Genomic DNA, 23,520 nt, shown 5'->3' on the forward strand with positions numbered 1-23,520 from the left:
CCTAACCAAAAAACCCGGATGTTCATTATCCGGGTTTTTTATTGATGGGTGGTAATCTTCGTATAATTTTTCCATAAAACCAAACCGGACACCAAGGTCAGCAGGGCCATGATGCCGTATGCGTAGATGATGTTTGTGCCTTCGCTGAAAAAGTACACAGAAAAAATCATTACAAAAATACCCCTCATGATAATATTAAGCAGGCTAAAAATACTATTCACCCTGCCAATGACCTCGTTAGGAATATGGTTGAACAGGTAAGATACCCTCAATACCCTGGTCCCCGCATTGGTAAATCCGATGGTAAGGCCTACCAGGAAATAAAATGGGATTGACCTGACCACTGTACATGTGGCAAGAATAACGGTGGTAAGCATCATGAGCATGATGATAGCCTTCGTTTTAGTTATATTTTTTGCCAGTCTGCTGATAAAAATACCGGCAGCCAGGGCTCCAAGACCGTACAACACCTCCATGGTGCCAAAAACTTGTCCTCCTGCTTGTAAATAATTGGTAATGTACATGGGCATTACGGCAAACAGGCTCACCAGCATAACCACAAAAATGGAATGACTAAAAAAACCGAACAGCAGAATGATCTTGTTTTTAATCAAAAACCTGAATCCGGTCTTTAAACGGCTCAGGAGTTTTCCTTTGTCTGCTTTAAATTTTTTGTCCGGAATGTATTTTATGAACGCAATAAGTATGACTGAAACAAAATAGGTTAAGGCATCTAAAGTGAATATTTCATAGATTTCCCAGGGTTTTATAAGAAAACTGACCTCCCCTAAAAACCACCAGTTGCCCTGATAATTTATGCCTTCCAGTAATGCTACGGCAAAAGCTCCGGCCAGTACATTGGTCGCCTGCCCTACGATCTCAATGTAAGAAGTAACCTTGGTATAAGAAGCCGGAGGTGTAATCTCCTGGGCGAAAGCGTACAAATTCGGATAGTGCATACGGTAACCGAATACTGTGGTAGCGAATACGACCACCACCGGACCAGTTGATAATCCCCCGTTTTGCCACCCAAAAATTGCGACAACGATAAGAATTAGCCCCTCCATGAAATTAGTAGCCAAGAAGAGACTTTTTCTGGGAAAACGGTCTACCAATGTGCCGGCATAAAGCCCCCAGAAAACATTGGCAAAAGTGACCAGGCCAAAGATGAGATTGAACTGCGAAGAGAGATCCTGCCTGGCAAAATACCATGGAATCGCCAGCATCGACACACCCTGCGCAAATCCGGAGATGGCATTGGCAGAAAATAACAGGATAAGGGCTCGACGATTTTTCAATGGGTGAAATTTAAGGTGCCAAATTTACAATAATTTCCACTTTATTATTTTTACTTCGCTGGAAAGAATGTATTCCCACAATTGCAGCCGGCCAAGCCCACCATTTTGATTTTCTTGATTTATTTATCATATTCTTCGCCCATATAGATTTTCACCAGTCAGCAAAGATATTTGTCAAGGGGTATTACTCTGGTTTTCCTATTTATTAATTTTGTGTTAATTATTTTAATTTTTCCTTGAAACAGGGCATAGCTATACCCTTATGCCTCATGGGCATTGCAGCCGGTATTATGCTTGGAGGGTTTTTAAAATGCCAGTCCTAATTCCAGGTTACCGGTTACTTCTATACCGAATTCCTTTTCTGTGTAGGGGGCGACCATATTCTCAAGGCCAATATCAAAATCCACATAACCGCGTTTGCCAATTCTTCTTTGGATCCCATAAAGTAGTTTTACAGAAAAGCCCGAGTCTCCGCGCCCGTAATTAAATCTGAGGTTAGGTTCTACCGCAACATAGTTGGCAGATAAATTATTGGCGCTTTTACCTTTCAGTATCCGGCGATTGAGGTTATAATAATAACGGATACCTCCGCTGAGGTTAGATTCCCTTAATCTGCGATTGATGGCCATCAGTTTTATTCTGGTAAACCATGACCAATCAGGGCGGTATTTTTTTTCAAAACTAACTTTTACCATACTCTCTATGAGAAGTTCATCTTCCTCTCTTTCACCATCGGACACCGCATAGAGAAAAGGAGATAACAAGTCGATTTTTAGTAAAGTAAGCTTTTCCTCCCTGGCCCTGATAACATGGTTGTAGGCATCCACGAGCTGCTCAAAGCTACCTTCTTCAACCTCTTCTTCCGAACTTTCGATAGTGACCTTCTCATTTTGTGCCCACAGATCGATTACAAATAGGTTGATTATAATAATTACAGTAAGTCTTTTGCTCATTTTGCTATAATGTTTCCGAATGAAGTTCTTAAACTGATGGAGCTTTCCTTTTCTAACGGTTGGTATATAAAGGATTTGTTGCCCCGGTTTTTGACCTTAAAATATTTTTCATATTTCATGGGCACGAGAACATCTCCAAACTCTGATCTCAATGAAAATTTGAATTGCTGATAATCAGGATTTTCTAAAGTTATATCGGCCTTGGAGGCAACAATTTCCAACGATTTTATATCATCTATATTACCCACAAACACATCACCCAAAGTAGACCTTAACTTGACATCCCCTGCAATGGCATCCAGGTTGATTTTAGTATGATTGGCAATTATGTCCACTTGACCGTCAACATTTCTTACAATCAGGTCGCCGAAATAACTCTGAACCTGAACGGCTGCATTCAGATTTTCGAGCTTAATTTTGCCATATTTCACTTCGAGGGTAAGCACACCAAATAAATTCGAGATGTCCACATCACCGTATTGATTGAAAAGTGCTATTTTACACCTCCTGGGAATAGTAACCTCATAAGAAGCTACCTGAATGGACGAAAGCTTTGGAACACTTTTTGGCATAGCCAGGTAGTTTTTCATGTAGATGGTTTCCTTTTTCTTTTCCAGGATATACCGTTGATAAGCCAGCTCTTTCTCTGCTGTTTCTCTTTCAGGGCTCTTTGAGATCAGTTTAAGGACCACATTGACCTCATTTTTGCTCCAGGTGTTTATTTTGATAGTAGATTTTTCACCTTCAATCTTAAGATTGGTGGAAGAAGAGACGGTAAAACTCTTTTCTATGGTTTTTGTAATTACCTGAAGCGTGGTCTGACCCATCGTAGCAATGTTTGATGCTGACATTAATGCAGCCGTAAGTATGATCTTATAGGTTAATATTCCGGTTTGCATTAACTTAATATGTACTGAATTAATTTTTTGCCGATCTCTGTTTTCTCCTTTTCAACCCTGATCAGGTAGTCGATCAGTTGAACCTGCTCCTGATGCAATGTAATCTCCGCTATCAGGGATTGTTTGACCGTATCCAGCTCTTTGTACTGTAAAAGCAAACCCTTGAATTCAGCGTTTTCACATTTCAGCTCAACCTGCAAACAATTGGCTTCTACAAAAGCAAGTACCTCATCTTTTTCCTCAAAAGATGAAATTAAAGCATTGAAATGATCCGACGATTGAATGGTTTCCTCTGAATAGGTAATCGTTTCACCTGTCTCTTTCTGATTTTGGTTTTTCAGCCAAAAGCCAAGGGTCAGCACCAAAACAACTGTCGCAGCGACGCCTGACATCCGGTAAAGACGCTTGAAAGATTTTCCCTTTTCCGTTGTTTTCCTGGCTGGATTTACAATATGGTCAAACAGGTCACCGGGTGCGGAATACTGAGGCAAGGTTCTGATGGCCGCTTTTAAAGCGGAAGTGTTATGTTCATCCGGCTGATCGGTCTCTTCCACTTTATCCAGCGCACCGGAGATTTTGCGCCATATATCGGGGGCTTTAATTTCTTCTAGTTTTATACTTTCCATCGCCTTTTCCAGGTGTTCCTGGCCTTGCTCACGATTTTCGTTCAGCCGTTGGCTAATTTTTGCCCAAATCCGTGCCGGGGCCTTTCTCTTTGGAAGCGAGGCCATGATTTTGTTTAGAATATGTCGGTTTTTCTCCTGCATCCTTCTAATTTCCTTTTTTAATACATCAATTCCTTCAGTAATTTTTGCAACATCCTTTTGCTGTGATACAACTGTGATTTTGACGTGCCGGCAGAAATCTCCAGCATTTCAGCTACCTCGTTATGGCTATATCCTTCTACCTCTACCAGCAGGAAAACATTTTTATAACCCGGAGGCAGTCGATGAATGGCCTTCTCCAGGTATTCACCGGTCAGGTTTTCGTCCCATGAAATGGTTTTTGGTTCCTCAGAGACGCCTAATTCGTCCAGCGATGACAATGGAATCACCTTCCTTTGCTTTTTGATGGCTGCCCGGATCATGATAATTTTCATCCAGGCACCAAGGGTGGATTTCCCCTGAAACTGATGTATAGCCTTGAAGGTCTCTATGAATCCTTCCTGCAGGGCGTCGGCTGCATCATCGCGGTCACCGAGCATGCGAAAGATGATGGTGTACATGCTGTCTTTGTACCGGTCGAACAACATTTTCTGCGTTTTTCTGTCATTTCTTTTACAGCCTTCGACTATCTGCGATTCCTCCGGATCGGTTTGGTAATTCAAATTTCTCAGTTGATTTTATACGCGTAATTTACGGGGTTTAATCTAAAGTGGTGAAAAAGGACAATATGGTTGTATGTGAAAAAAAAATTTCAAAAAAAATCCTCACTGACAGGTGGTGTCAGTACCTGTTAATAGCTTTACCATTATCAAATTCGAATTTGAGAAAAGTTTTAATTAAATTCTGTTTTAATCCTAAGGGTAGTTTATGTTAACTGATAAAATTGAAATATACTTTGACAGTTTTGAAGCGAAGGAAAGTACTATATTGAGTAGATTTCATCGCGAGATCATGAACAACGATCCCATGGTGCAGTGTGTTGTAGCCAGGGTAATGAGTATCGAGCAGGCATTGGTTTATCAGGAGCAGGGTGTTTTCAAATATGCTTTAGCCAAAACAAAAGGATATTTTACGCTTCACAACATGATTATGTATGCCTATCCGGAGATAAAAAGCTTTCTGGAGGATCAAGGAAATAACCTGAATGGTTTAAAATTTCAAAAGGGGTGTATTAACTTCAAAAGCGAGGAGGATTTTCCCCTGGAAATTTTTGGTGCATTTATCAGAAAGTCCTCTGAGATGGACTTTAGTAAAATCATTGCCCGTTACAAAAAAAACTAATGTGTTCATTAAAGTGTGACCCGGATCATCAACGCCAGAATACCTGATGATTCTTTACCGGAATAGGGAAATACTAGGGCCAATCGGACATGATAACTTCTATTGGCCCGTTTTTCCAAAATTCATAGAATCGATCATTGCAGTTTTCGCCTTTGTAATTGTAAGTTTTTTCAAAATAATTACCCCAATGAGGCCGGTTGCCGTCCACATCATCAATTCCGTACTCTTCTGCCAGGTCCCAGGAGCTAAATACCCGTCCATTTTTTTGCGCCAGTTTACCATCGGAACATAGTGATGCGATACAACGGCCCACAAAAAAAGGTGTTTCCGAGGCTATAAAATCGCGATCTTTTTCCGTTCCTTCCTGCCAGTTTTCTTCGGTAACACCAAAATGATCCAGCATGGCTTCAGATCTCAGAAAACCTGGCGTAACAGCTATCGCCATTACACCTTTCGTTCTAAGTTCCCTGGCCATAATAAAGGCTATGCGGATAATACTGGTTTTGACCAGATCATAAAAAAGGTTTCCGCGGTAATAGTAATTATCGCCATCAGTTATTTCAATGATAATACCATTATTTTTCATCATCAGCGGTACAGCATATTTGCTGGTGATAAGGTGTGAATAGATGGCCCTTCGGATCATTTTGTAACCTTTTTCAAGATTCAGCTCCCAAAAGGGTTTTCCCCATTCGGTCAGGCGATCACCTCCCCATACATCATTGATTAATATATCCAGTTTACCATTTTCCCTACTGATTTTATCAATGAGTCTTTTCACCTCTTCCTCTTCGGTATGGTCGACTCTCACGGGAATTCCTTTGCCTCCCCATCGATCCACCAACCTGGCAGTTTCTTCAATCGTTTCAGGCCTGTTCATGGAAGAAGGGTTGTTAATGGTACTTCTTCCGGTGCAATAAACGGTCGCGCCCGCTTCTCCCAGCATGCAGGCAATACCCCTTCCGGCTCCTCTTGTGGCGCCTGCCACCAGGGCGATCTTGTTTTTCAATGGCTGCATTTTATTTTGTTAATAGCGCTTATAAAAGTTTACAGTATTTTCATTAAGTAAATAATTATTATAGTTTTAGTCAAATAATGAGATTGAAACTACAGGAATTTTTATGGCTGGTAAAAAAGGTGGTGTAATCGCCTCAGGCGATCCGTTAACTTCGCAGGCAGGATGTGAAATTCTAAAAGCAGGCGGCAATGCTTTTGATGCAGCCATTGCGGCAACTTTGATGAGTTTTGTTGCCGGTTCCACCCTTACCTCCGCCGGAGGGGGAGGTTTTATGCTTGCTATGCCCAATCAGGGATCAGCTATATTATTTGACTTTTTTACACAAACTCCAAGGCATAAAAATGCTACCCGACAACTGCACTTTTATCCTATTGAACTGGACTTCGATGACTCCGTACAGACATTCCATATTGGTTTGGGCTCGGTGGCTGTACCCGGAAATTTTGCAGGGCTGTTTCATATCCATAAGAGATTGGGTAAAATACCGATAAAAGAGATTGCAGTACCTGCTATCGAAGCAGCCAGAGGTGGTGTATCCGTCACACCCTATATCCGGTATAACATTAAATTGGTGACACCGATATTAAATGCCTGTAATACTTCGGGCCCCATTTATATTCCCAAAGGGCGGGTATTGGAGGTAGGTGAAAAGTTTACTTTACCCGGTCTTGTTGATCTTCTGGAATATTTGGCCAAAGAGGGGCCCAGAGAATTTTATGAAGGGGAAGTTGCCCAAAGAGTTGCGAAAGACTGCGGGGAGTTGGGCGGGCATTTGACGATGGAAGACTTTACCGGTTATCGTGTATATGAAAAAAGGCCACTCACTTTTAACTATCGCGGCTATGAGGTTTTAACCAATCCACCCCCCAGCGCCGGAGGGGCACTGATCGCTTTTATGCTGAAGTTACTGGAAAGAGTACCCCTGTCAACGTTCGATTATGGGAGCAGGCAGCATTTAGAGCATCTGGTGAAGTCAATGCAGTTTTCAAACCGTGCCCGGGCTGCAAAATTCGACGAGCATAATTACAGGGACGATGTGCTCTCCCGGTTTTTGTCGAGCGATTATATTGAACAGTTCCAGATGGAATTGCTGAAAGACAAAAGAATACCGGGAAATACAACCCATGTTACGGTCATTGACAATGCATTTAATATAGCCACCGTTACAACGTCATATGGTGAAGGATCGGGTTATACCATTCCCGGAACCAACATCATGTTGAACAATATGCTGGGAGAGGAAGATTTAAATCCCCGGGGATTCCATCGCTGGCCTCTTAACCAGCGCATTACCTCAATGATGGCCCCAACGATTGTCCTTGACAACAAAAGCCCTTTTCTTGCCATGGGCAGCGGCGGGGCAAATCGTATAAGGACTGCTATTATGCAGGTAATGACAAACCTGATTGACTTTTCATTGCCCCTGGATAAAGCGGTTAACAACGGCAGAATTCATTGGGAAAATGCCATATTAGACGTAGAGCCAGGCTTTGATCCGGCTATTATCGAATCCATACCGGTACTGAATGACACAGAAAAGGTATACTTTGGGGATAAGAACATGTACTTCGGAGGGGTACATAGCATAATGGTGGACAAAAATGGGGGGCTTACAGCCTCAGGGGACCGCCGGAGGGAAGGCTTTGTGTTAAGTTGCTGAAAAGCCGGCGCTTTCGACTTGCGACATATCTCAACAATTTATATTTTAACATTGTGTATAAGACAAAGCACCTGTTTCTAACCTAAACCAATTCATACATTTATGGAAAACCCGGATAGCTATGCTAACGCCGTCGAGGATTAATTGACAATTGACAATTAGTGCCTGACAATCTATAATTGTCAATTGTACATTGTCAATTGTCAATTACCCAACCGTCTGCATCTCAATCAACTTGCTATAAAGCCCGCTGACTTCCAACAATTCTTCATGCGACCCTCTTTCCAAAATTTTTCCATCCTTAATCACCAGGATTTCGTCGGCATGCTGGATAGTACTTAGCCGATGCGCAATTACGATAGAAGTCCGGTTATGCATTAAATTGCTTAGCGCATCCTGTACCAGCTTTTCCGACTCAGAGTCCAGGGCAGAAGTTGCCTCATCCAAAATCAAAATGGGTGGGTTTTTAAAAACAGCCCTGGCAATACTTAACCTTTGTCTTTGTCCGCCGGATAGTTTTAAGCCACGCTCTCCAATCTGTGTATGGTAGCCATGCTCCATTTTAACAATGAACTCATGAGCGTTGGCAATTTTTGCGGCTTTGATTACTTCCTGCTCATCGACATGTTCCATGCCGAAAGCTATGTTATTCAAAACTGTGTCATTAAAAAGAATAGATTCCTGGGTTACAATACCCATTAACTTCCGTAAAGATTCAACTTTTATTTCTTTGATATTTTTGCCGTCCAGTAAAATCTCACCTGCATCAGGGTCATAAAACCGTGGAATCAGGTCGGCCATCGTAGACTTACCCCCACCGGAAGGTCCTACCAATGCTATGGTTTTTCCTTTTTTTATATTAAATCCAATATCACTTAAAACCGGCTTATTCCGATCATAAGAAAATGATACATCATCAAAGGAGATAGATTGATTAAACCCTTCAACGCTGACGGCCCCCTGAATATCCCTGATCTTTGGTTCGGTATCTAATATGGCAAAAATCCTTTCGGCAGATGCATTGCCTTTTTGTATGGCTGAAATAGCCTTGGATATTTCTTTGGCCGGGGTTAGGATTTGACTGAAAATTATGAGATACCCAATAAACTGGGCCCCATCCATCGATCCTTCAAATATCAGATTACCCCCTATCAGCAAAATACCGGAAATGGTTACAATACCAAAGAATTCGGAAAGCGGAGAGGCCAACTCAAATTTTTTAGCCATTGAAACATTGATGTTGGCATAGATCTTGTCTTCCTCTTTAAATTTTTTAAGCATATGGCTTCCGGCGGTAAAGGCTTTGATGACCCTCATTCCGGACAGACTTTCCTCTACCACATTCAGAATGCGACCAATCGACTCCTGGTTTAAAACGGCAGCTCTTTTCAGCCTTTTGGCAATACTGGATATGATTCCTCCGGCTACAGGCAAAATCAGCAGTGATAAAATGGTTAGTTTCCACTGCATAAGAAACAGTATAATAAAGTAAATAATAATCGTCGCGGGCTCTTTAAAAGCGACATGTATGGCATACATTACCGACCGTTCTACCTCCTGCACATCATTTGTGATCCTGGATATGGTATCTCCCTTTCTCTCGTTTGTAAAAAATCCCATATCGAGCCGGTTGATTTTTTCATAAATTGTGTCCCGCAAATTTCGCACAAGCTTTGCTCGAATGGTGGCTGACATCACCATCGAAAGGTATTTAAACAGGTTTCCCAAAAAATTGGCGACAATTAACACCCCACACACAAACAACAGGGAGGTGAGCTTATCCTGATTATCAGTGAAAGCCAGAAAGTAGTGATAAAAAACCTTTTCAGGATAAGTAAACGACCATTCAAAAGGGGGTAAATCGCGGTAAACCGTAAGTTCTGCCTCATCTAGCTGGTCAAATATTACTTCCAGCAGCGGGATAACCAATACAAAACTCGCCAGCCCGAAAATTATACCGAGAAAAGTATAAATGATATATTGAGGTACATTTGCCCTGAAAGGACGGGCAAATTGAAATATTCTTGATAGCAACTTCATAAAACTCGTTTCAACGGTATTACCTAACTGTTTGTGGGGTGCAAAGTTATTAAAACTCCAGCTCTCTTGGAGCAATATTCCAGCGAATAGCTAAAGTTCCCACCACGCTGTTGAGGTCTCGTTCATCCATGGCGCTGTCCATTCTTCTTACGATCCCTTTTAAGTCGATGAAAAAGTTGTGTTTTAGTTGATAACTCGCTGTGAAATCACCATATATAACTTGTGTGTTAACGCCCTGCCCCAGCTCATTGCCAAAATTGTCCAGAGGATCACCGTTTTCATTGAATCTTTCATTGCTGCTTTTGCGCACGTCGCTTCCAAAATTTGAAGTTGAATTAATGTCCGCCCCAAACTCCGTAAATATCAGTTTGCCGACCAGTGCCAGTTTATGAAAAGGTTGATACCTTGCTATGCCGATGTATTCCTTAAAATTGGCACCGTAAGGATGGGCGAGGGGCAGGTTATAATGCGAATGATTGGTTCTTTCCGTAAAATGTGAATAGGTATAGGGACGGCTGATGTTGGTTTCGGCTTGCAAATCAAGATTAGGCACCCCAAAAGCGTCGATATATTTCATGCCCAGTTGATATCCGAATTTATTGGCCCACCATCCATTACCTGCGGTTACATTATCGAGTTTAAATTCATCCAGTACCAATTGTCCGTAGAGTGAGAATTTGCTTAAAAAGTTCCACTTGAAATCGGTACCCAAAATCGCATTATCGGGGCTGCCTTCATTTTGTTCAATGGCCCTGAAGAATATTATTGGATTTAAATAAGCGATATTAATAGGTACTGTAATTCTGTTCGGATCATTGTTACCGAAGTTGATAATTTCAAACAACCCCAGATTAAAGTTTTTTCCAATATTGACGCTTAAATGATGATATGCCAGAAATTTGTTGGGAAACCGTGTGTCTGAGCGCGAACCACCCGCAGAAGCCCTTGCATTGGCCTTCATTTCAGCGGTCAGGCTGGTGTACCTGAGTTTCCATACTTTGACCTGGATTTTAAGGTAACTGTATGCATTGGCAAAATCTGAAAGAATCATGGATCTGTGACCATTGCCAGCGATATTTTCGTCAAACCCGAACTGTAGGTTCACATGCTCGGTAGCATTAAAGCTTATATATCCCCGGGCCGTAAAGAAATCGTACCCATTGTCGTTATAGGTTTTCCAAAAACCTTCACCAGGTATGGCAAACCTTTGGTACACGGTATCGGTAATCCATGATCTGGCATATTGCGGATAATTGGCCTGGTTTTCTCCTAAAAAGCTGTAAAACCCAATTTTTTTGTCCACCATACCCCTGATTTCCACACCTCGCGTGTTGATAAATGGGGTTACCTCTTCACCCCTGTCAAATCCCGCCGACAGGTGAAGGACCGGGTTGACATGCAAATCAAAGGCTTTTGTATCTACGTGGTAAAAGTCCGATTTTTTCCGGTACAGCTTTTTTAAAAATGGCTTTTTGCTTTCATTTTGAGCATATTCAGACCATTCCCAATTGTCATTGGCAAGATACAACAGGTTATCCTTGTCGGTTGTGCTGTAGTACCTTGCTTCTTCGTCCGACAGCAAACTATCGACAAACCGGGCTATGGATTTTCGCTGATAAGGCTTCATAGAGCTATGAAAGGAACCGGATAGTTTTCCGCTTTTTATTTCATATCTGTCCAGCAAGTAGTAGTAATCCCTGTTCAGGGGTGCATTGGCACTTTGACTGTAGCTCCTGAAGGTTAAAGTAAATAAAAGCAAAATCAGGATAATGTATTGTTTCATAGATGATTAGTATGCCGCTGCAAAATATTAAATACAAAACTAAAATCAGGAAAAATGTGCAAAATATATTGCTTAAAATGGCCAGGAAGCTTACATACCATCGGGTATAGCATGAAAGCCGGTTTACCCATGTGATTAATTTGAACTACTAAAGACTAAACGCTTGTTTAATTGTTGTAAGTACCTTAACTTTGTGCCTCTTTTGAAAAGCGTTAGATAAATTCAAAAATATAGTATAATGAAAAAAGGCATTCATCCGGAATACAAGGAGGTGGTTTTCATGGATACGTCGAGTGACTACAAGTTTCTTACCAAGTCCACCATGACCTCCAAGGAGACTATCAAGTGGGAAGATGGCAATGAATACCCCTTGATCAAAGTGGAAGTCAGCTCCGCCTCACACCCGTTTTATACCGGTAAGAAAATTTTCCTCGATACTGCCGGAAGGGTTGAAAAATTCAACAGAAGGTACAAGAAAAAATAAAAAACCGCAAAGTATCCGTGGTCAAACATTGGCCGAATATCTCTGTGCCTCTTTGTGTCTTAGTGCCTTCGTGGTGAGGAATGGTTAACCACAAAGACACCAAGACACAAAGAATTTCTCAGGCATAAGGTTGCTCAGCTAAAGATTGTTACGCTTTTTTCTATGAGCAATATTCAATAAGCAGAATTTAATACTTTTTGTAAACCTGCATAAGGGTTCCCGCCCGGGCAGAGAAAACAGGCATTCCTTTAAAAAAAGAATGCCTGTTCTTGCAAACAGGCACCTTTCTGCATTATATATGACTTTCCATAAGTCGTAGGGAGACCGCGTTAATAATTTCCTTTGGGTTTTAATGATTCCACTTCCGTTTGGTAACCCACCGGAAAAAAATATTTGCGTTTTTTTTGAGGTTATTTTTATTCTATTGCCACTGCCAAATTTCAAATCTTCAAGACTTTTATATTTTTGTGTCATGAATATTGTTTTGTATGATCACCGGGATGTCCGTGAGGCGCTTCTGCCCCTTACTTTCACAAGGCCAATAGGAAAAATCCTGGTAGGGCTACAAACTTTGGAAGATAAATGGCAAGCCTGCATTGGCGGCAGGACTTCCTTTCTCACCGTATCTTATCTGGAAAACAAATTTCCCCTGATTTCGGAAGATCAAAACCTTGTCATCAATGCTGCGGTCTGCCCCGACGAAGCATTGGCCGATAGGGTTCGAAACCTGAAAGATAATGAATGCCTCGTATATGAAGATATTTTTATTGCCTGTCGTTGCTCCGGGGATGAATTGCTGGCGATTAAAGACCGCGGTCCTGAAACGGGTGCATTTATCCGGATCAGATACGAACAGCCCGCTCCGGTGATTATTGACAGGCCCTGGAAAATCTTTGCAAATAATGCCGCTCAGATTAGCGCAGATTTCGAAATGCTCACTAAAAACCGTACCTCTTTTGGCATTAATGATCCGCATACCATAGTTTATGGAGCAGAAAATGTATTTGTCGAGGAAGGTGTTGACGTCAAAGCGGCAGTAATTAACGCGAAAGCCGGGCCGGTTTATATCGGTAAGCATTGTCATATTCACGAAGGAGCTAAGATTAAGGGGCCTTTTGGAATCCTGGAAGGTTCGAATCTTAATATGGGCGCAAAAGTGCGAAACGGCTCGACAGTCGGGCCTTTTTGTAAAGTGGGGGGTGAGGTAAACAATTCGGTGATATTCGGGTACAGCAATAAGGGCCACGAAGGTTTCCTGGGTAACTCTGTGGTGGGTGAATGGTGTAATTTTGGAGCAGACAGCAATAACTCCAATATGAAAAACAATTATGGCTCAGTGAAGTTATGGAGTTACTTGGAAAGGTCATTTGTTAACACCGGCAGGCAATTCTGCGGATTAGTTATGGGAGACCATTCCAAGTGTGGTATCAACGCCATGTTCAATACGGGAACTGTGGTAGGTGTATCTGCCAATATATTCGGTGCAGGATTTCCAAAGAATTTTGTCCCCTCCTTTTCCTGGGGCGGGGCAGATAACATGACGACATACCGTTTTCCGGAAGCCCTTGAAGTCGCTAAAAACGTCATGGAAAGAAGGGATATTAACCTGGATGACCGGGAAGAAAAAGTCCTGGAACATATTTTTGAGCATACGGCTGAGTTCCGGGACTGGGAATGATGCAAATCGGCATAAACATAAAATAGTGTATCATGTTGTTTTCTGAAATAAAGGGATTAAATGAGGTAAAAGAGAAACTGATTGACGCAGTCAACAGCAATCATGTTGCCCATGCCCAATTGTTTTTGGGAAAAGACGGCAGCCCCAACCTGCCTATGGCGCTGGCCTATGCCACCTACCTGAATTGTACCGACCGGCAGGTTAATGACGCTTGTGGCCGGTGTGCTTCGTGTGTTAAAATGAATAAATACATTCATCCGGACTTTCATTTTGCTTTTCCGGTTAGCAGCACCAAGAGCGTAGCAGCCAAAGATGCTCACAGCACGACATTTTTAAAGGACTGGAGAAAATTCCTGTTAGAAAGCCCTTACGGCAGCGCCTCTGAATGGAGTGTCCTTTTCGGTGGGGAAAACAGGCAATTAAATATTTCACGCGAAGAGAGCCGTCAAATCATCAGGGCCCTTTCACTAAAAGCGTTTGAAGCCACCTACAAGGTTATGTTGATATGGCTGCCCGAGTTTATGCATGAATCAGCAGCCAATGCCATACTTAAAATATTGGAGGAACCTCAGGGCAAAACTATATTTCTGCTGGTAACAAATGATTCGGAAAGGTTGTTATCTACAATTTTATCCAGGACTCAAATTGTAAAAATCAGGGCATTTTCTGATCAGGAGGTGAAAACTATTTTAATGAATGATGATGGGTTGCATGAAAAGAAAGCCGGGCAGGTGGCGCATTTGAGCGAAGGCAGCTTAAGCAAAGCCAGGCATCTGGCTTTTGAGGTTGAAGATGATAGCCATGCGATGTTTAGGGATTGGATGAGGCTGTGTTTTACCAACGACTATACAAAAATGGTGGAATGGTCGGATTTGTTTCAGAAGATGACCAAAGAGGCCCAGAAAAGCCTGTTGCAATATGGTTTGCATATGATGCGGGAAACGCTGGTAATAAGCACACAAAATCATGAAATTATGCGCCTGCAAGGGGAAGAGCAGTCGTTTGTAGAGAATTTTGAAAAGGTGATGAACTTTAACAAAACGGAAAAGATAGCGCAAGCATTAAATTCCGGTTATTTCCATTTGGAAAGAAATGCGAATCCTCGAATATTGTTTTTAGATTTGTCACTTGTAATTGCCAAAATACTGAGGAGTTGAGCAGATAATGTGCAGAAAAGTATGATAATCAGATAATGATGAAAATCCGTATCGGAACCAGGGGCAGTAGACTAGCCATGTGGCAGGCCAATTATGTAGCTGACCTGTTGAAGAAAAATGGTGCTGAGACTGAAATTGTCGCGATCAAAACCACTGGCGACAAGGTGCTGGATGTGTCCATTGCCAAAATTGGGAGTAAAGGGGTTTTTACAGAAGAAATAGAAGCAGCCCTGGCAACCGGTGACATAGATATAGCCGTGCACAGCGCTAAGGATATGCCTTCGGAGTTGCCGGAAGGTTTTGAGCTGATTGCATTTAGTGAACGGGAGCCAGCCCATGACGTACTGGTTAGTCATTTGCAAAATGTAGATTGGAGCCGGCCCGATGAGCATATTGTGGTTGGTACCTCTTCAACCAGGCGAAAGGCTTTGCTGAAACATTTTTATCCACATGTAAAAACCGCTGAAATCAGAGGGAACCTCCAGACGAGGATACAAAAAATGAAAGATGGCGCCTGCCACGCACTGCTACTCGCTTACGCAGGGGTTCACAGAATGGGCTATCATGATATGGTCATACATAAATTTCCTCTTGAACAATTTGTTCCTGCGGTAGGACAAGGCAGTATCGCGGTAGAAGTTCATCGACAGTTGCCTGATGACAAAACTGCTTTTGTCAGGAAGGCTGTTAATCACCAGCTTACCGAGATACTTTTAACCGCAGAGAGAGGCTATTTGAAGAGGTTACAGGGCGGCTGCAGCATACCTGTATTTGCATTAGCAGGCTATGATAACGGTCAGATTCAACTAGAAGCAGGTATTATCAGTCTTGATGGCCAGAGGCTGATCAAGACGCAACACAGGGATAAACCGGAAAATGCATTAACCTTAGGGTTGGAAGTGGCCGAAACTGTTTTATCGAGTGGCGGGGCTGCCATATTGCATGAAATCAAAGAAAACTTATAAAACCAAATTGAAATGAATATCAAGCTAAAATATTTACTACTGATCAGCTTTATTATCTTAGGAAACTCCTGTTCAAATAATAAGGATTACCTTGTTACCATTGAAACAAAATTTGGTGACATGAAACTGATATTATTTGACGAGACACCGAAGCATAAAAGCAATTTTATAAAACTAGCCAAGTCCGGAAGATATGACAGTACCATCTTTCACCGGGTCATTAAAGGATTCATGGTACAGGGGGGCGACATCGATACCAAGGAGGAAAACAATCCATCAGACGAAACCATACCTGCCGAGTTTGTTCCAAAGTATTATCACAAAAAAGGGGCCTTGGCTGCGGCGAGGCAGGGTGACCAGGTGAACCCCAAAAAGGCATCCAGTTGGTGCCAGTTTTACATTGTGCAAGGTGATCAATTTTCAAAAGAGCAACTGTCTGTGGATCAGGATAAATTTAGCATTAAACTCCGGAACTATATAGGTTTGGAAAAGAACGCCTCCTTAAAGGAAGAGTTATTAAATTTATATAACAGCGGTGATAAGGAGACTTATCAGGAAAAGGTCTACAGCCTTATTCCTGAAATTGAAGCGGAATATAATGTGGTTTTAATTAAGGACTATCCGGCTGAAAGGTTGAATGATTACAGCACTATTGGCGGTGCTCCACATCTTGATGACCAATATACGGTTTTTGGCATGGTGGTGGAAGGCCTGGAAGTCATTGATGCTATCGCTGATCAACCTACTGGACCAGGTGACAAACCAGCAGAAGATATTGTCATGAAAGTGAAGGTAGAGGAAATGAACAAAAAGAAAATCACCAAGGAATATGGGTATCGATACCTGGAGAGTTAATCAGTCATGAAAATACTAATAACAGGTGCTAACGGTTTGTTAGGGCAAAAACTCGTTGCGCTTATCGCTCCAATGAGCGGTTATGAGCTAGTGGCTACTTCAAGGGGTAAAAACAGGTTGCCGGAAAATGACCTTACCTATCACTACCAAAGTCTTGATGTAACTGATAAATCCCAAGTCATGGGGGTGGTTTCAACTCACCGACCCGATGCCATAATACACACTGCTGCCATGACCAATGTGGATCAGTGCGAGTCGGAGCAGGCCCTTTGTCAGGCGATGAATGTAGACGCGGTCAGTCACATGATTGAAGCTGCCCGTGAGGCAGGTGCTTTTTTGTTACATCTCTCTACCGATTTTATATTTGACGGTAGTTTTGGTCCGCTGGACGAAGAGGCGACACCAAATCCAATAAGTATCTATGGTCAAAGTAAACTGGATGCCGAGCGGCTATTAACCGACAGTGATATTGACTGGGCTATAGCCAGAACTGTCCTGGTATATGGCCTGGCTCATGATATGAGCAGATCGAATATTATCTTGTGGGTAAAAAACAGTCTTGAAAATCAACAATCCATCAAAGTGGTGAACGATCAGTGGCGTACTCCTACATTGGCAGAAGATCTGGCTATGGGCTGTTTTCTTATTGTAAAAAACCAGGCCAAAGGCATTTTCAACATTGCCGGAAAAGACCTCCTGACCCCTTATGAGATGGCCGTAAAAACCGCAGCGTTCTTTAACCTGGATACATCAACGATGGCAATGGCCGATTCCAGCAACTTCAGCCAACCGGCCAAAAGACCGCCGAAGACCGGGCTGAAAATTGATAAGGCGAAGGAGTTATTGGGTTACCGGCCCCACTCTTTTGAGGAAGGAATTGCCATACTGGCAGCACAGATGCAAAAACTGCCCAAAAACTAGCCTGATGGAGGGTGTCCCTTCCCCAAAAAAATTCTAACATAAAAATGTTCACGCCACCACGCGAGCGTCTTGCTGCCGATACCCAACATTTCTTCCGTCAGAAACCCTTTGTGTCTTGGTGCCTTTCATATGAATAATTCATAAATTATTGAATTTCAAATACTTATGAATTAGTTATTTTTGTTAGATGTTTGGTCAATTGTCTGACCTTGGGGAACTTTGTGGTTAACCATTTTTTACCACGGAGGCACCAAGACACAAAGAGTCACTAAGGCTTCCGTGACTTAGCTTTTCCACAAATAGCGTGGGGCTCCAGCCTTGTGTTTACTATTTTAAGCCAGCTTGCAACCAGCACTGATTTCAGTGAGTCGTTCTTTTTTCACGTTCTTTTTTTATGGCCAAGGATAAAAAGAATACAAACCCACCTACCACAATTCCGAGGATCAATATCATTCCTATAATCGCTGAAGTACTCATATCTTGTTTTTTACAAACTTTTTATACAAAAACTTATTGATAACAATCCCCAGCAACAATGCCAATGCCCATTGTGTAATGATGCTTGCATTGCTGTAGATATCTACCAAATTCCACCGGCCGTTTGCGTCAAACCACGGATAATCGCTGTAACCCTGCGACATCCACCAGTAAATGAGCATTAGCCCTAAAAAAATGTTAAACACCATGGTAGCCCTGAAATAAAGATCAGGCACCTTGAAGTCAGAATCCTTGTCAATAAAATTTTTTTTGAAAGTGAGTAAGCCACTTTTTATAGCAGCAACCACAAAAAACAATCCACTCACAATGAGCCCTATTCCCCACACCCAATCCTGGTTATTGAAAAAATCCAGGTACCATGCCGAGGGAAAACCAAAAACTATGGTAAACATGGCAGCGCGTGTAGCAGCGCTCTTCCTGGCCAGCCCGAGATCCACGAGGTTTTTGATAAAAAGCTCAATCATTGGCAACAACGAGCTGAAGGCAGCCAGAAAAAAAGCCAGAAAAAATACCACCGATAAAAAGGAACCGCCTGGAATACCGGCAAATAGTTTAGGAATTATCGAAAAAGTCAAGGCCTGGTTTCCCGCCTGTAAATATTCAGTAGCCTGTTCTTTGGTAGGGGACAGGGCAAAAACCGAGGGCAATATCGCCATAGCAGCCATTAACGAGGCGGTATTGTTGCCAAAAGCTCCGATAAAGGTGTTGAGGGTCACATCCTCTTTTTTTCTTGAGTAAGAGGATATCGTCATCATCAACCCCCAACCTGCCCCGGTTGACCACGCGGATTGGGATAGCGCCTCAATCCATATTTTTGGATCGGAGAATAGCCGGATATCGATAGAAAACATATATTCTAACCCCTTTTCCCCGTTTTCCATATTGAGCGCCAGTATGGTGATAACAAGAAGTAATATAAATAAGCTGGGTATCAATAGCTTATTGGCTATCTCCAGTCCCTTTTGAATGCCCCTGACCAGCAAAAAACTGCCGGCAAATACCACAAGAATATGCAACATTACGGTGATTGGATTCCTGTTGGATATCCCGTTCCAGTGTGACTCCAGATAATCCGGGTCTTGTATTAAAACTGCATCCAGACCGTCAGCCCCGGATATTTCCAGATAGGCGTTTTTGAATGAAAACCCCAGATATTGCAGGCCCCAACTGGTCACAACCGAATAATAAAAACAAATACCCAAGGTGCAGATGGTGATAAAAAAACCTACCCAGGCATAAGATTTTCCCAAAGCCTCACCAAAGGTGCCGATAACACCCTTTTGGTATTTTTTACCCAGTGAAAATTCAGCTAATAAAATTGGAATTGACCAAAGTAAAAGGAAAAAAATCCAAAGTAAAATAAAAGAACCGCCGTATTGTCCTGCCAGCCTTGGGAATCTCCAAAGGTTACCGGCACCAATAGCCATTCCCAGCGATGCTAAAATCAGTCCCCAGCGATTGCTGAATTCTTCCTGTTTCGTCATTAAGTGAAGTTTTTGGTGAGCGAATTTCCTAAGCTAGGATAATTATTTGGAAAAATGAAATTATTCGTGGGTGGGTATTTGGCAGGATTGTAGCTATTTGTTGCAATAGATTTTATCATAATCCTCCTCCCCATAAATCTGGCGTCTTATCATTTTTCCATTTTTATCATAATAAATCACCACATATAAACCCGCTTCTCTTACATGTTTTTCGCAGAAAAATAAATAAGTGTCTTTATGCCCGATCACCTGTAAATCGTCGAATGTAGGTTTAATGATGATACCAGATTGATTCCCGATTACCCCGTAACCATTTTCCCCCAGGATAATAGCCTTTTTTTCGGAGGAGTCTGCAAATATTTGAAAATCAGCAAGATTATCCATCATATATTCATCTTTATAAATATTATAGATCCGCCATCGTCCTTCTTGGTATACTGCCGCAAGGCTGTCACGCCAATATTCAATTTTTTCGAAGTCGAATGGGCTGATTTTCTTGTTGTGATGGTCTATAAAACCACTTTTACCTGATTTGGTGGCAACCAGTAAACTTTGATTATAAACCGAAAGGGCTGATTCGTATTCCGGACGGATTGTGAATTCGTCATTTACACCGAATGCCCCGAATTTATTCCTTTGCAAAAGTGAAAAGATCCCGTTTTTCGGTTTACCAATGGCGTCGTAATAAGTAGCAAGTACTATCTTCCCACTGCTATTCATGATACCCTTTTTACCATTTTTTTCGACAATAAAAAAGTTATCGTACAGCGCATTCATTTGTGTGTTGGTCAAAGCCCTGATTTTTTCCCCTTTCAGGTTGTAGAGTGTTATCAGCCTTTTTTTGGGATCGGTAACTACTATATATTCCAGACTATCACCCTGGTTTTCCTGGAAATTGGACAAAATCAATTGAAACCTCTGCCCTTCTTTTATTTCGATCCCCGGGCCTCCGGCCAGAAAAACGGATCTTTCTTCTTCGCCGGTCAGATAAATCGCATTTTTGCTTAAAAACTGGATGCTGTCAAATTCGAAACCTGTTTTAATCCCCTGATGCATGTTGAATAACGCCCATTTATCATTTTGTTTTAAACCAAACCATTCATCCTTGAACTGGTATTGATCGCATGGACCGGCAAACACTTCCTGCAATTGTTGATTATACACAAGAAAAGTATCGGTCCTAATGACGTACCATCCATGGGGCTGATCGTGGATTTTTTGGCCTTGGGGAGCAATTACTGTGACCAGCTTGTTGTTTATCAGACTCTCCTGATTATCTCGCATAACAATCATTTCTTGGTCATTCACCAGTTGATAATCATCATATTCGAATTGCAGCTTTGAATTGTTGGCGGCCAGCATGGTTGTGAGCGCTTCATGGTTGGTGACAGCGATTTTTCCGTCTTGCTCAAAGATAAAAAAGTCCCCTTCGACCTGGATATCCTGAAATCGGGGGTCGAATAATAACTTTCCCGATAGCGTAGCCAGCCCCCAAAGCCGGTTTTTTTTGATGGCCAGAAATTGATTGGCGATCAGCCTGACTTCGTCCCAAGCTACAGGTAAAACTTGCCACCCGGCCTTGTGAATGATCCCATAACCCTTCTCATTGGCAATTTTTAGAAGACCATAACCCATTGATCCGGTGGTTTTAAAAAGACCTTTATGTATTTTTGTGCCTGATTTGGTCAGCATATAACCTATTTTATTGTCGCTGGCGATTACAAAATCCTGATATATTCCGGTACAGAAGTAAGACGGATCAATGTCCTTGTCCCAAATAAGCGTTTCAACCAGTTTTCCGGTTTGGTTAAAGAATCTATATCGATTGTTTTCATAAACAGGGAATAGTACTTGTTTATGATAAGGGATAAGTTTTCCGATAGAATCAATATTCCTTATCCCTGCATATGTTTTCAAAAAATCTTCCGGGGTGCCGCCATTTTCCTGCTGGTGGTAGTAAAGATAATCCAGGGCTTTCTTGGCATATTTGCTGCCAGGATACTGGCTGATAAACGCCTCATACGAGTTTTTTTTATTATCGGCAGTGGAAATTTCAAAGATATCTTTTTCAATAAGGTCCCGGAAAGGTGTTTGGGGGTGTTCATTAAGAAATTGCCGGTAACTGGTCAGCGACTTCTCTTTGGTCTTTTCATTGAATAATAGCTGGTTGTATTTAACCATGGCCTCCCCGGATTCGGATGCCTCCGGATACTTATCCATAAAGTCTTTGTAGGATTGGTAAGTATTGGTTGCCCGGGCTTTTTTATAAGCCACTTTGTTTCTGAGGGTTTTCGCCTGGTTTACCTGTACTGCGGCAGGGTGTTTTTTCAGAAAAAGATTATAACCGGCTTCACTGTTGTTATGGAGTGCCTGCTGAAACGCGAGGCTGTCAATCTTGTTTTTTTGCATCCAAAGCGTTGAGTCATCAATCGGTATTTTATGGAGTCTTTCTATGGCTCTTTGGTCGACCAAAGCATAGTGATCGATGGCTTTAAGGATCAAGAGATAGCTGGAGTCAAGGTTATATCTTGGAAAGGACTCGCTTAAAAATAACCTTGAATAGACATAATAGGCGCCCGGGTTGATGCTATCCTTTTCAACAGATTTCCTGAAAATCTGCTCAACTCTCAGGTAATCTTCTTTTTCGAGAAGCAACAATGCCCTTTTTGAGTTTTGAGCAAAAACCCCGCAAGCCACATTAAAAAAAACTACAACCGTAAACAGACCTTTCTTCATTTTGCAATAGCCATGAATATCAACCTTGCTGTATTTAATCGTTAAATATCCTTTAAAATTAATCAAAAACCATTATTTGTGGTTTTACAAAACAGATAATAATGTCATATCGGGGTTGCTATCTACAGGGAAAAATTCCGGGTTGTCAAAAAACTTCTTAAATCTAAAGAATATTTGGCGTTCATTAAACAATAATTAGACCATTTATCACATTTTAAGAGATGATGAGGGATAAATTCGATATAATTACATTTGGAAATGGCGACAATTCATTAAGGCCGGTTACTTTGGAAATTCATGGGGTAGCATAACCAGTGCGAAGTTTATTTCGTCACAATTAGTATACCCATTGACAAAATAAAAACAATCATTTCATGGAATTTACCCCAAAATGGTGTATAGTTTTAGTATACTATTTGTAGTACTATTAAAGTTTATTTGAACCTCAACAACAAGAATAATGGAAAACAAAATTACTAGGATAGTCATTGTTGAAGATAATGAAGTGGTAAAAGATGGATTTGCCTTACTGTTAAACAGCATTGAAGAATATGATGTTGTGAACAGTTATGTGAAGTGCGAGGACGCGATTAAAAATCTGAAAAATGACCAATCTGATATTATCCTGATGGATTTGGAACTACCTGGCATGCATGGTATTGAAGGGATTCAACGTATAAAGAAAGAAATTCCGGCTCTGAATATCATAGTGATAACCGTGCATGAAGACAGCGAACTTGTATTCCAGGCACTTTGTGCCGGTGCTTCCGGTTATATTACTAAAACTGCCAATTACTCCAGTTTACTCGAAGCCATTAATGAGATTAAAGCCGGGGGTGCCCCGATGAGTTCCAGAATTGCACGCATGGTGGTTGAGTCATTTCAGAAGAATCAGGATTCCCCGCTTACCAGGAGGGAAACCGAGGTACTGGAGCTCTTGTCAAAAGGAAAAAGTTATTCAATAATTTCTGAAGAATTATTTATTCATAAAGAGACGGTTAAGTCCCACATCAAAAATATTTACTTCAAATTACAGGTACACAGTAAGGCGGAAGCCATTGAAAAGGCGCTTAAGGAAAAGCTGATTTGATAAATTATTACAGCAAGAAAGTAAACGAGGCACTCACCTCGTTTTTTTATTCCAC

The 23,520-nt window shown here is 41.7% G+C and carries 20 protein-coding genes; 9 read left to right on the forward strand and 11 right to left on the reverse strand.

Annotated elements, in window-relative coordinates; all coding sequences use genetic code 11:
* Nucleotides 1–38: 38 nt before the first annotated feature.
* The 5 genes from AC04NP_RS03410 to AC04NP_RS03430 form a co-directional block, all read right to left on the reverse strand.
* A complete protein-coding gene (locus AC04NP_RS03410; protein WP_482858001.1) occupies nt 39–1,298 on the reverse strand; it encodes an MFS transporter in 1,260 nt (419 codons plus the stop codon).
* 305 nt (nt 1,299–1,603) lie between these two features.
* Nucleotides 1,604–2,251 carry a hypothetical protein gene (locus AC04NP_RS03415; RefSeq protein WP_482858003.1) on the reverse strand — a complete coding sequence of 216 codons (648 nt, stop codon included), beginning with the start codon at nt 2,249–2,251 and terminating at the stop codon, nt 1,604–1,606.
* Entirely contained in the window at nt 2,248–3,102 is an 855-nt protein-coding gene (locus AC04NP_RS03420; protein WP_482858004.1) for a DUF4097 family beta strand repeat-containing protein, read from the reverse strand. The genes AC04NP_RS03415 and AC04NP_RS03420 overlap by 4 nt, the downstream gene beginning before the upstream one ends.
* Nucleotides 3,103–3,149: 47 nt before the next feature.
* Entirely contained in the window at nt 3,150–3,917 is a 768-nt protein-coding gene (locus AC04NP_RS03425) for a hypothetical protein (protein ID WP_482858005.1), read from the reverse strand.
* 17 nt (nt 3,918–3,934) lie between these two features.
* Nucleotides 3,935–4,477 (reverse strand): RNA polymerase sigma factor, encoded by a 543-nt coding sequence (locus AC04NP_RS03430; protein WP_482858006.1) that lies wholly within the window; start codon nt 4,475–4,477, stop codon nt 3,935–3,937.
* Between the two features lie 205 nt (nt 4,478–4,682).
* Between AC04NP_RS03430 and AC04NP_RS03435 the strand changes: the two genes are divergently transcribed.
* Nucleotides 4,683–5,096: a hypothetical protein gene (locus AC04NP_RS03435; RefSeq protein ID WP_482858008.1), complete on the forward strand. Its 414-nt coding sequence runs from the start codon at nt 4,683–4,685 to the stop codon at nt 5,094–5,096.
* 73 nt (nt 5,097–5,169) lie between these two features.
* On the opposite strand, the gene AC04NP_RS03440 is transcribed toward AC04NP_RS03435, so the two are convergent.
* A complete protein-coding gene (locus AC04NP_RS03440) occupies nt 5,170–6,114 on the reverse strand; it encodes an SDR family oxidoreductase (protein ID WP_482858009.1) in 945 nt (314 codons plus the stop codon).
* 103 nt (nt 6,115–6,217) lie between these two features.
* Here AC04NP_RS03440 and ggt point away from each other — a divergent pair, with 103 nt between their 5' ends.
* Entirely contained in the window at nt 6,218–7,774 is a 1,557-nt protein-coding gene (gene ggt / locus AC04NP_RS03445; protein WP_482858010.1) for a gamma-glutamyltransferase, read from the forward strand.
* A gap of 207 nt (nt 7,775–7,981) precedes the next feature.
* On the opposite strand, the gene AC04NP_RS03450 is transcribed toward ggt, so the two are convergent.
* Complete coding sequence (locus AC04NP_RS03450) at nt 7,982–9,814, reverse strand: ABC transporter ATP-binding protein (protein WP_482858012.1); 1,833 nt, start codon at nt 9,812–9,814, stop codon at nt 7,982–7,984.
* 49 nt (nt 9,815–9,863) lie between these two features.
* Nucleotides 9,864–11,597 carry a hypothetical protein gene (locus AC04NP_RS03455; protein ID WP_482858013.1) on the reverse strand — a complete coding sequence of 578 codons (1,734 nt, stop codon included), beginning with the start codon at nt 11,595–11,597 and terminating at the stop codon, nt 9,864–9,866.
* A gap of 238 nt (nt 11,598–11,835) precedes the next feature.
* Between AC04NP_RS03455 and AC04NP_RS03460 the strand changes: the two genes are divergently transcribed.
* The 6 genes from AC04NP_RS03460 (at nt 11,836) to AC04NP_RS03485 (ending at nt 17,657) form a co-directional block, all read left to right on the forward strand.
* Nucleotides 11,836–12,081, forward strand: coding sequence for a type B 50S ribosomal protein L31 (locus AC04NP_RS03460; RefSeq protein WP_482858014.1), 246 nt, complete (start codon nt 11,836–11,838; stop codon nt 12,079–12,081).
* Between the two features lie 472 nt (nt 12,082–12,553).
* Entirely contained in the window at nt 12,554–13,759 is a 1,206-nt protein-coding gene (locus tag AC04NP_RS03465) for a putative sugar nucleotidyl transferase (RefSeq protein ID WP_482858015.1), read from the forward strand.
* 32 nt (nt 13,760–13,791) lie between these two features.
* A complete protein-coding gene (locus AC04NP_RS03470) occupies nt 13,792–14,916 on the forward strand; it encodes a DNA polymerase III subunit (protein ID WP_482858016.1) in 1,125 nt (374 codons plus the stop codon).
* Between the two features lie 35 nt (nt 14,917–14,951).
* Nucleotides 14,952–15,881 (forward strand): hydroxymethylbilane synthase, encoded by a 930-nt coding sequence (hemC, locus tag AC04NP_RS03475; protein WP_482858017.1) that lies wholly within the window; start codon nt 14,952–14,954, stop codon nt 15,879–15,881.
* 12 nt (nt 15,882–15,893) lie between these two features.
* Nucleotides 15,894–16,736 (forward strand): peptidylprolyl isomerase, encoded by an 843-nt coding sequence (locus AC04NP_RS03480; protein ID WP_482858018.1) that lies wholly within the window; start codon nt 15,894–15,896, stop codon nt 16,734–16,736.
* Nucleotides 16,737–16,742: 6 nt separating this feature from the next.
* Nucleotides 16,743–17,657, forward strand: a complete 915-nt coding sequence (locus AC04NP_RS03485) for an SDR family oxidoreductase (RefSeq protein ID WP_482858020.1) — start codon at nt 16,743–16,745, stop codon at nt 17,655–17,657.
* A gap of 360 nt (nt 17,658–18,017) precedes the next feature.
* On the opposite strand, the gene AC04NP_RS03490 is transcribed toward AC04NP_RS03485, so the two are convergent.
* The 3 genes from AC04NP_RS03490 to AC04NP_RS03500 all read right to left on the reverse strand — a co-directional run bounded on the left by AC04NP_RS03490 (nt 18,018) and on the right by AC04NP_RS03500 (nt 22,441).
* A complete protein-coding gene (locus AC04NP_RS03490; RefSeq protein WP_482858021.1) occupies nt 18,018–18,134 on the reverse strand; it encodes a MetS family NSS transporter small subunit in 117 nt (38 codons plus the stop codon).
* Nucleotides 18,131–19,639, reverse strand: coding sequence for a sodium-dependent transporter (locus AC04NP_RS03495; RefSeq protein ID WP_482858022.1), 1,509 nt, complete (start codon nt 19,637–19,639; stop codon nt 18,131–18,133). The genes AC04NP_RS03490 and AC04NP_RS03495 overlap by 4 nt, the downstream gene beginning before the upstream one ends.
* A gap of 93 nt (nt 19,640–19,732) precedes the next feature.
* The gene (locus AC04NP_RS03500; protein ID WP_482858023.1) at nt 19,733–22,441 is read right to left on the reverse strand and encodes a WG repeat-containing protein; all 2,709 of its coding nucleotides are present in this window, start codon (nt 22,439–22,441) and stop codon (nt 19,733–19,735) included.
* 394 nt (nt 22,442–22,835) lie between these two features.
* Here AC04NP_RS03500 and AC04NP_RS03505 point away from each other — a divergent pair, with 394 nt between their 5' ends.
* Entirely contained in the window at nt 22,836–23,465 is a 630-nt protein-coding gene (locus AC04NP_RS03505) for a response regulator transcription factor (protein ID WP_482858024.1), read from the forward strand.
* Nucleotides 23,466–23,520 lie beyond the last annotated feature (55 nt).

Source organism: Agaribacillus sp. DX54 (assembly GCF_056858335.1).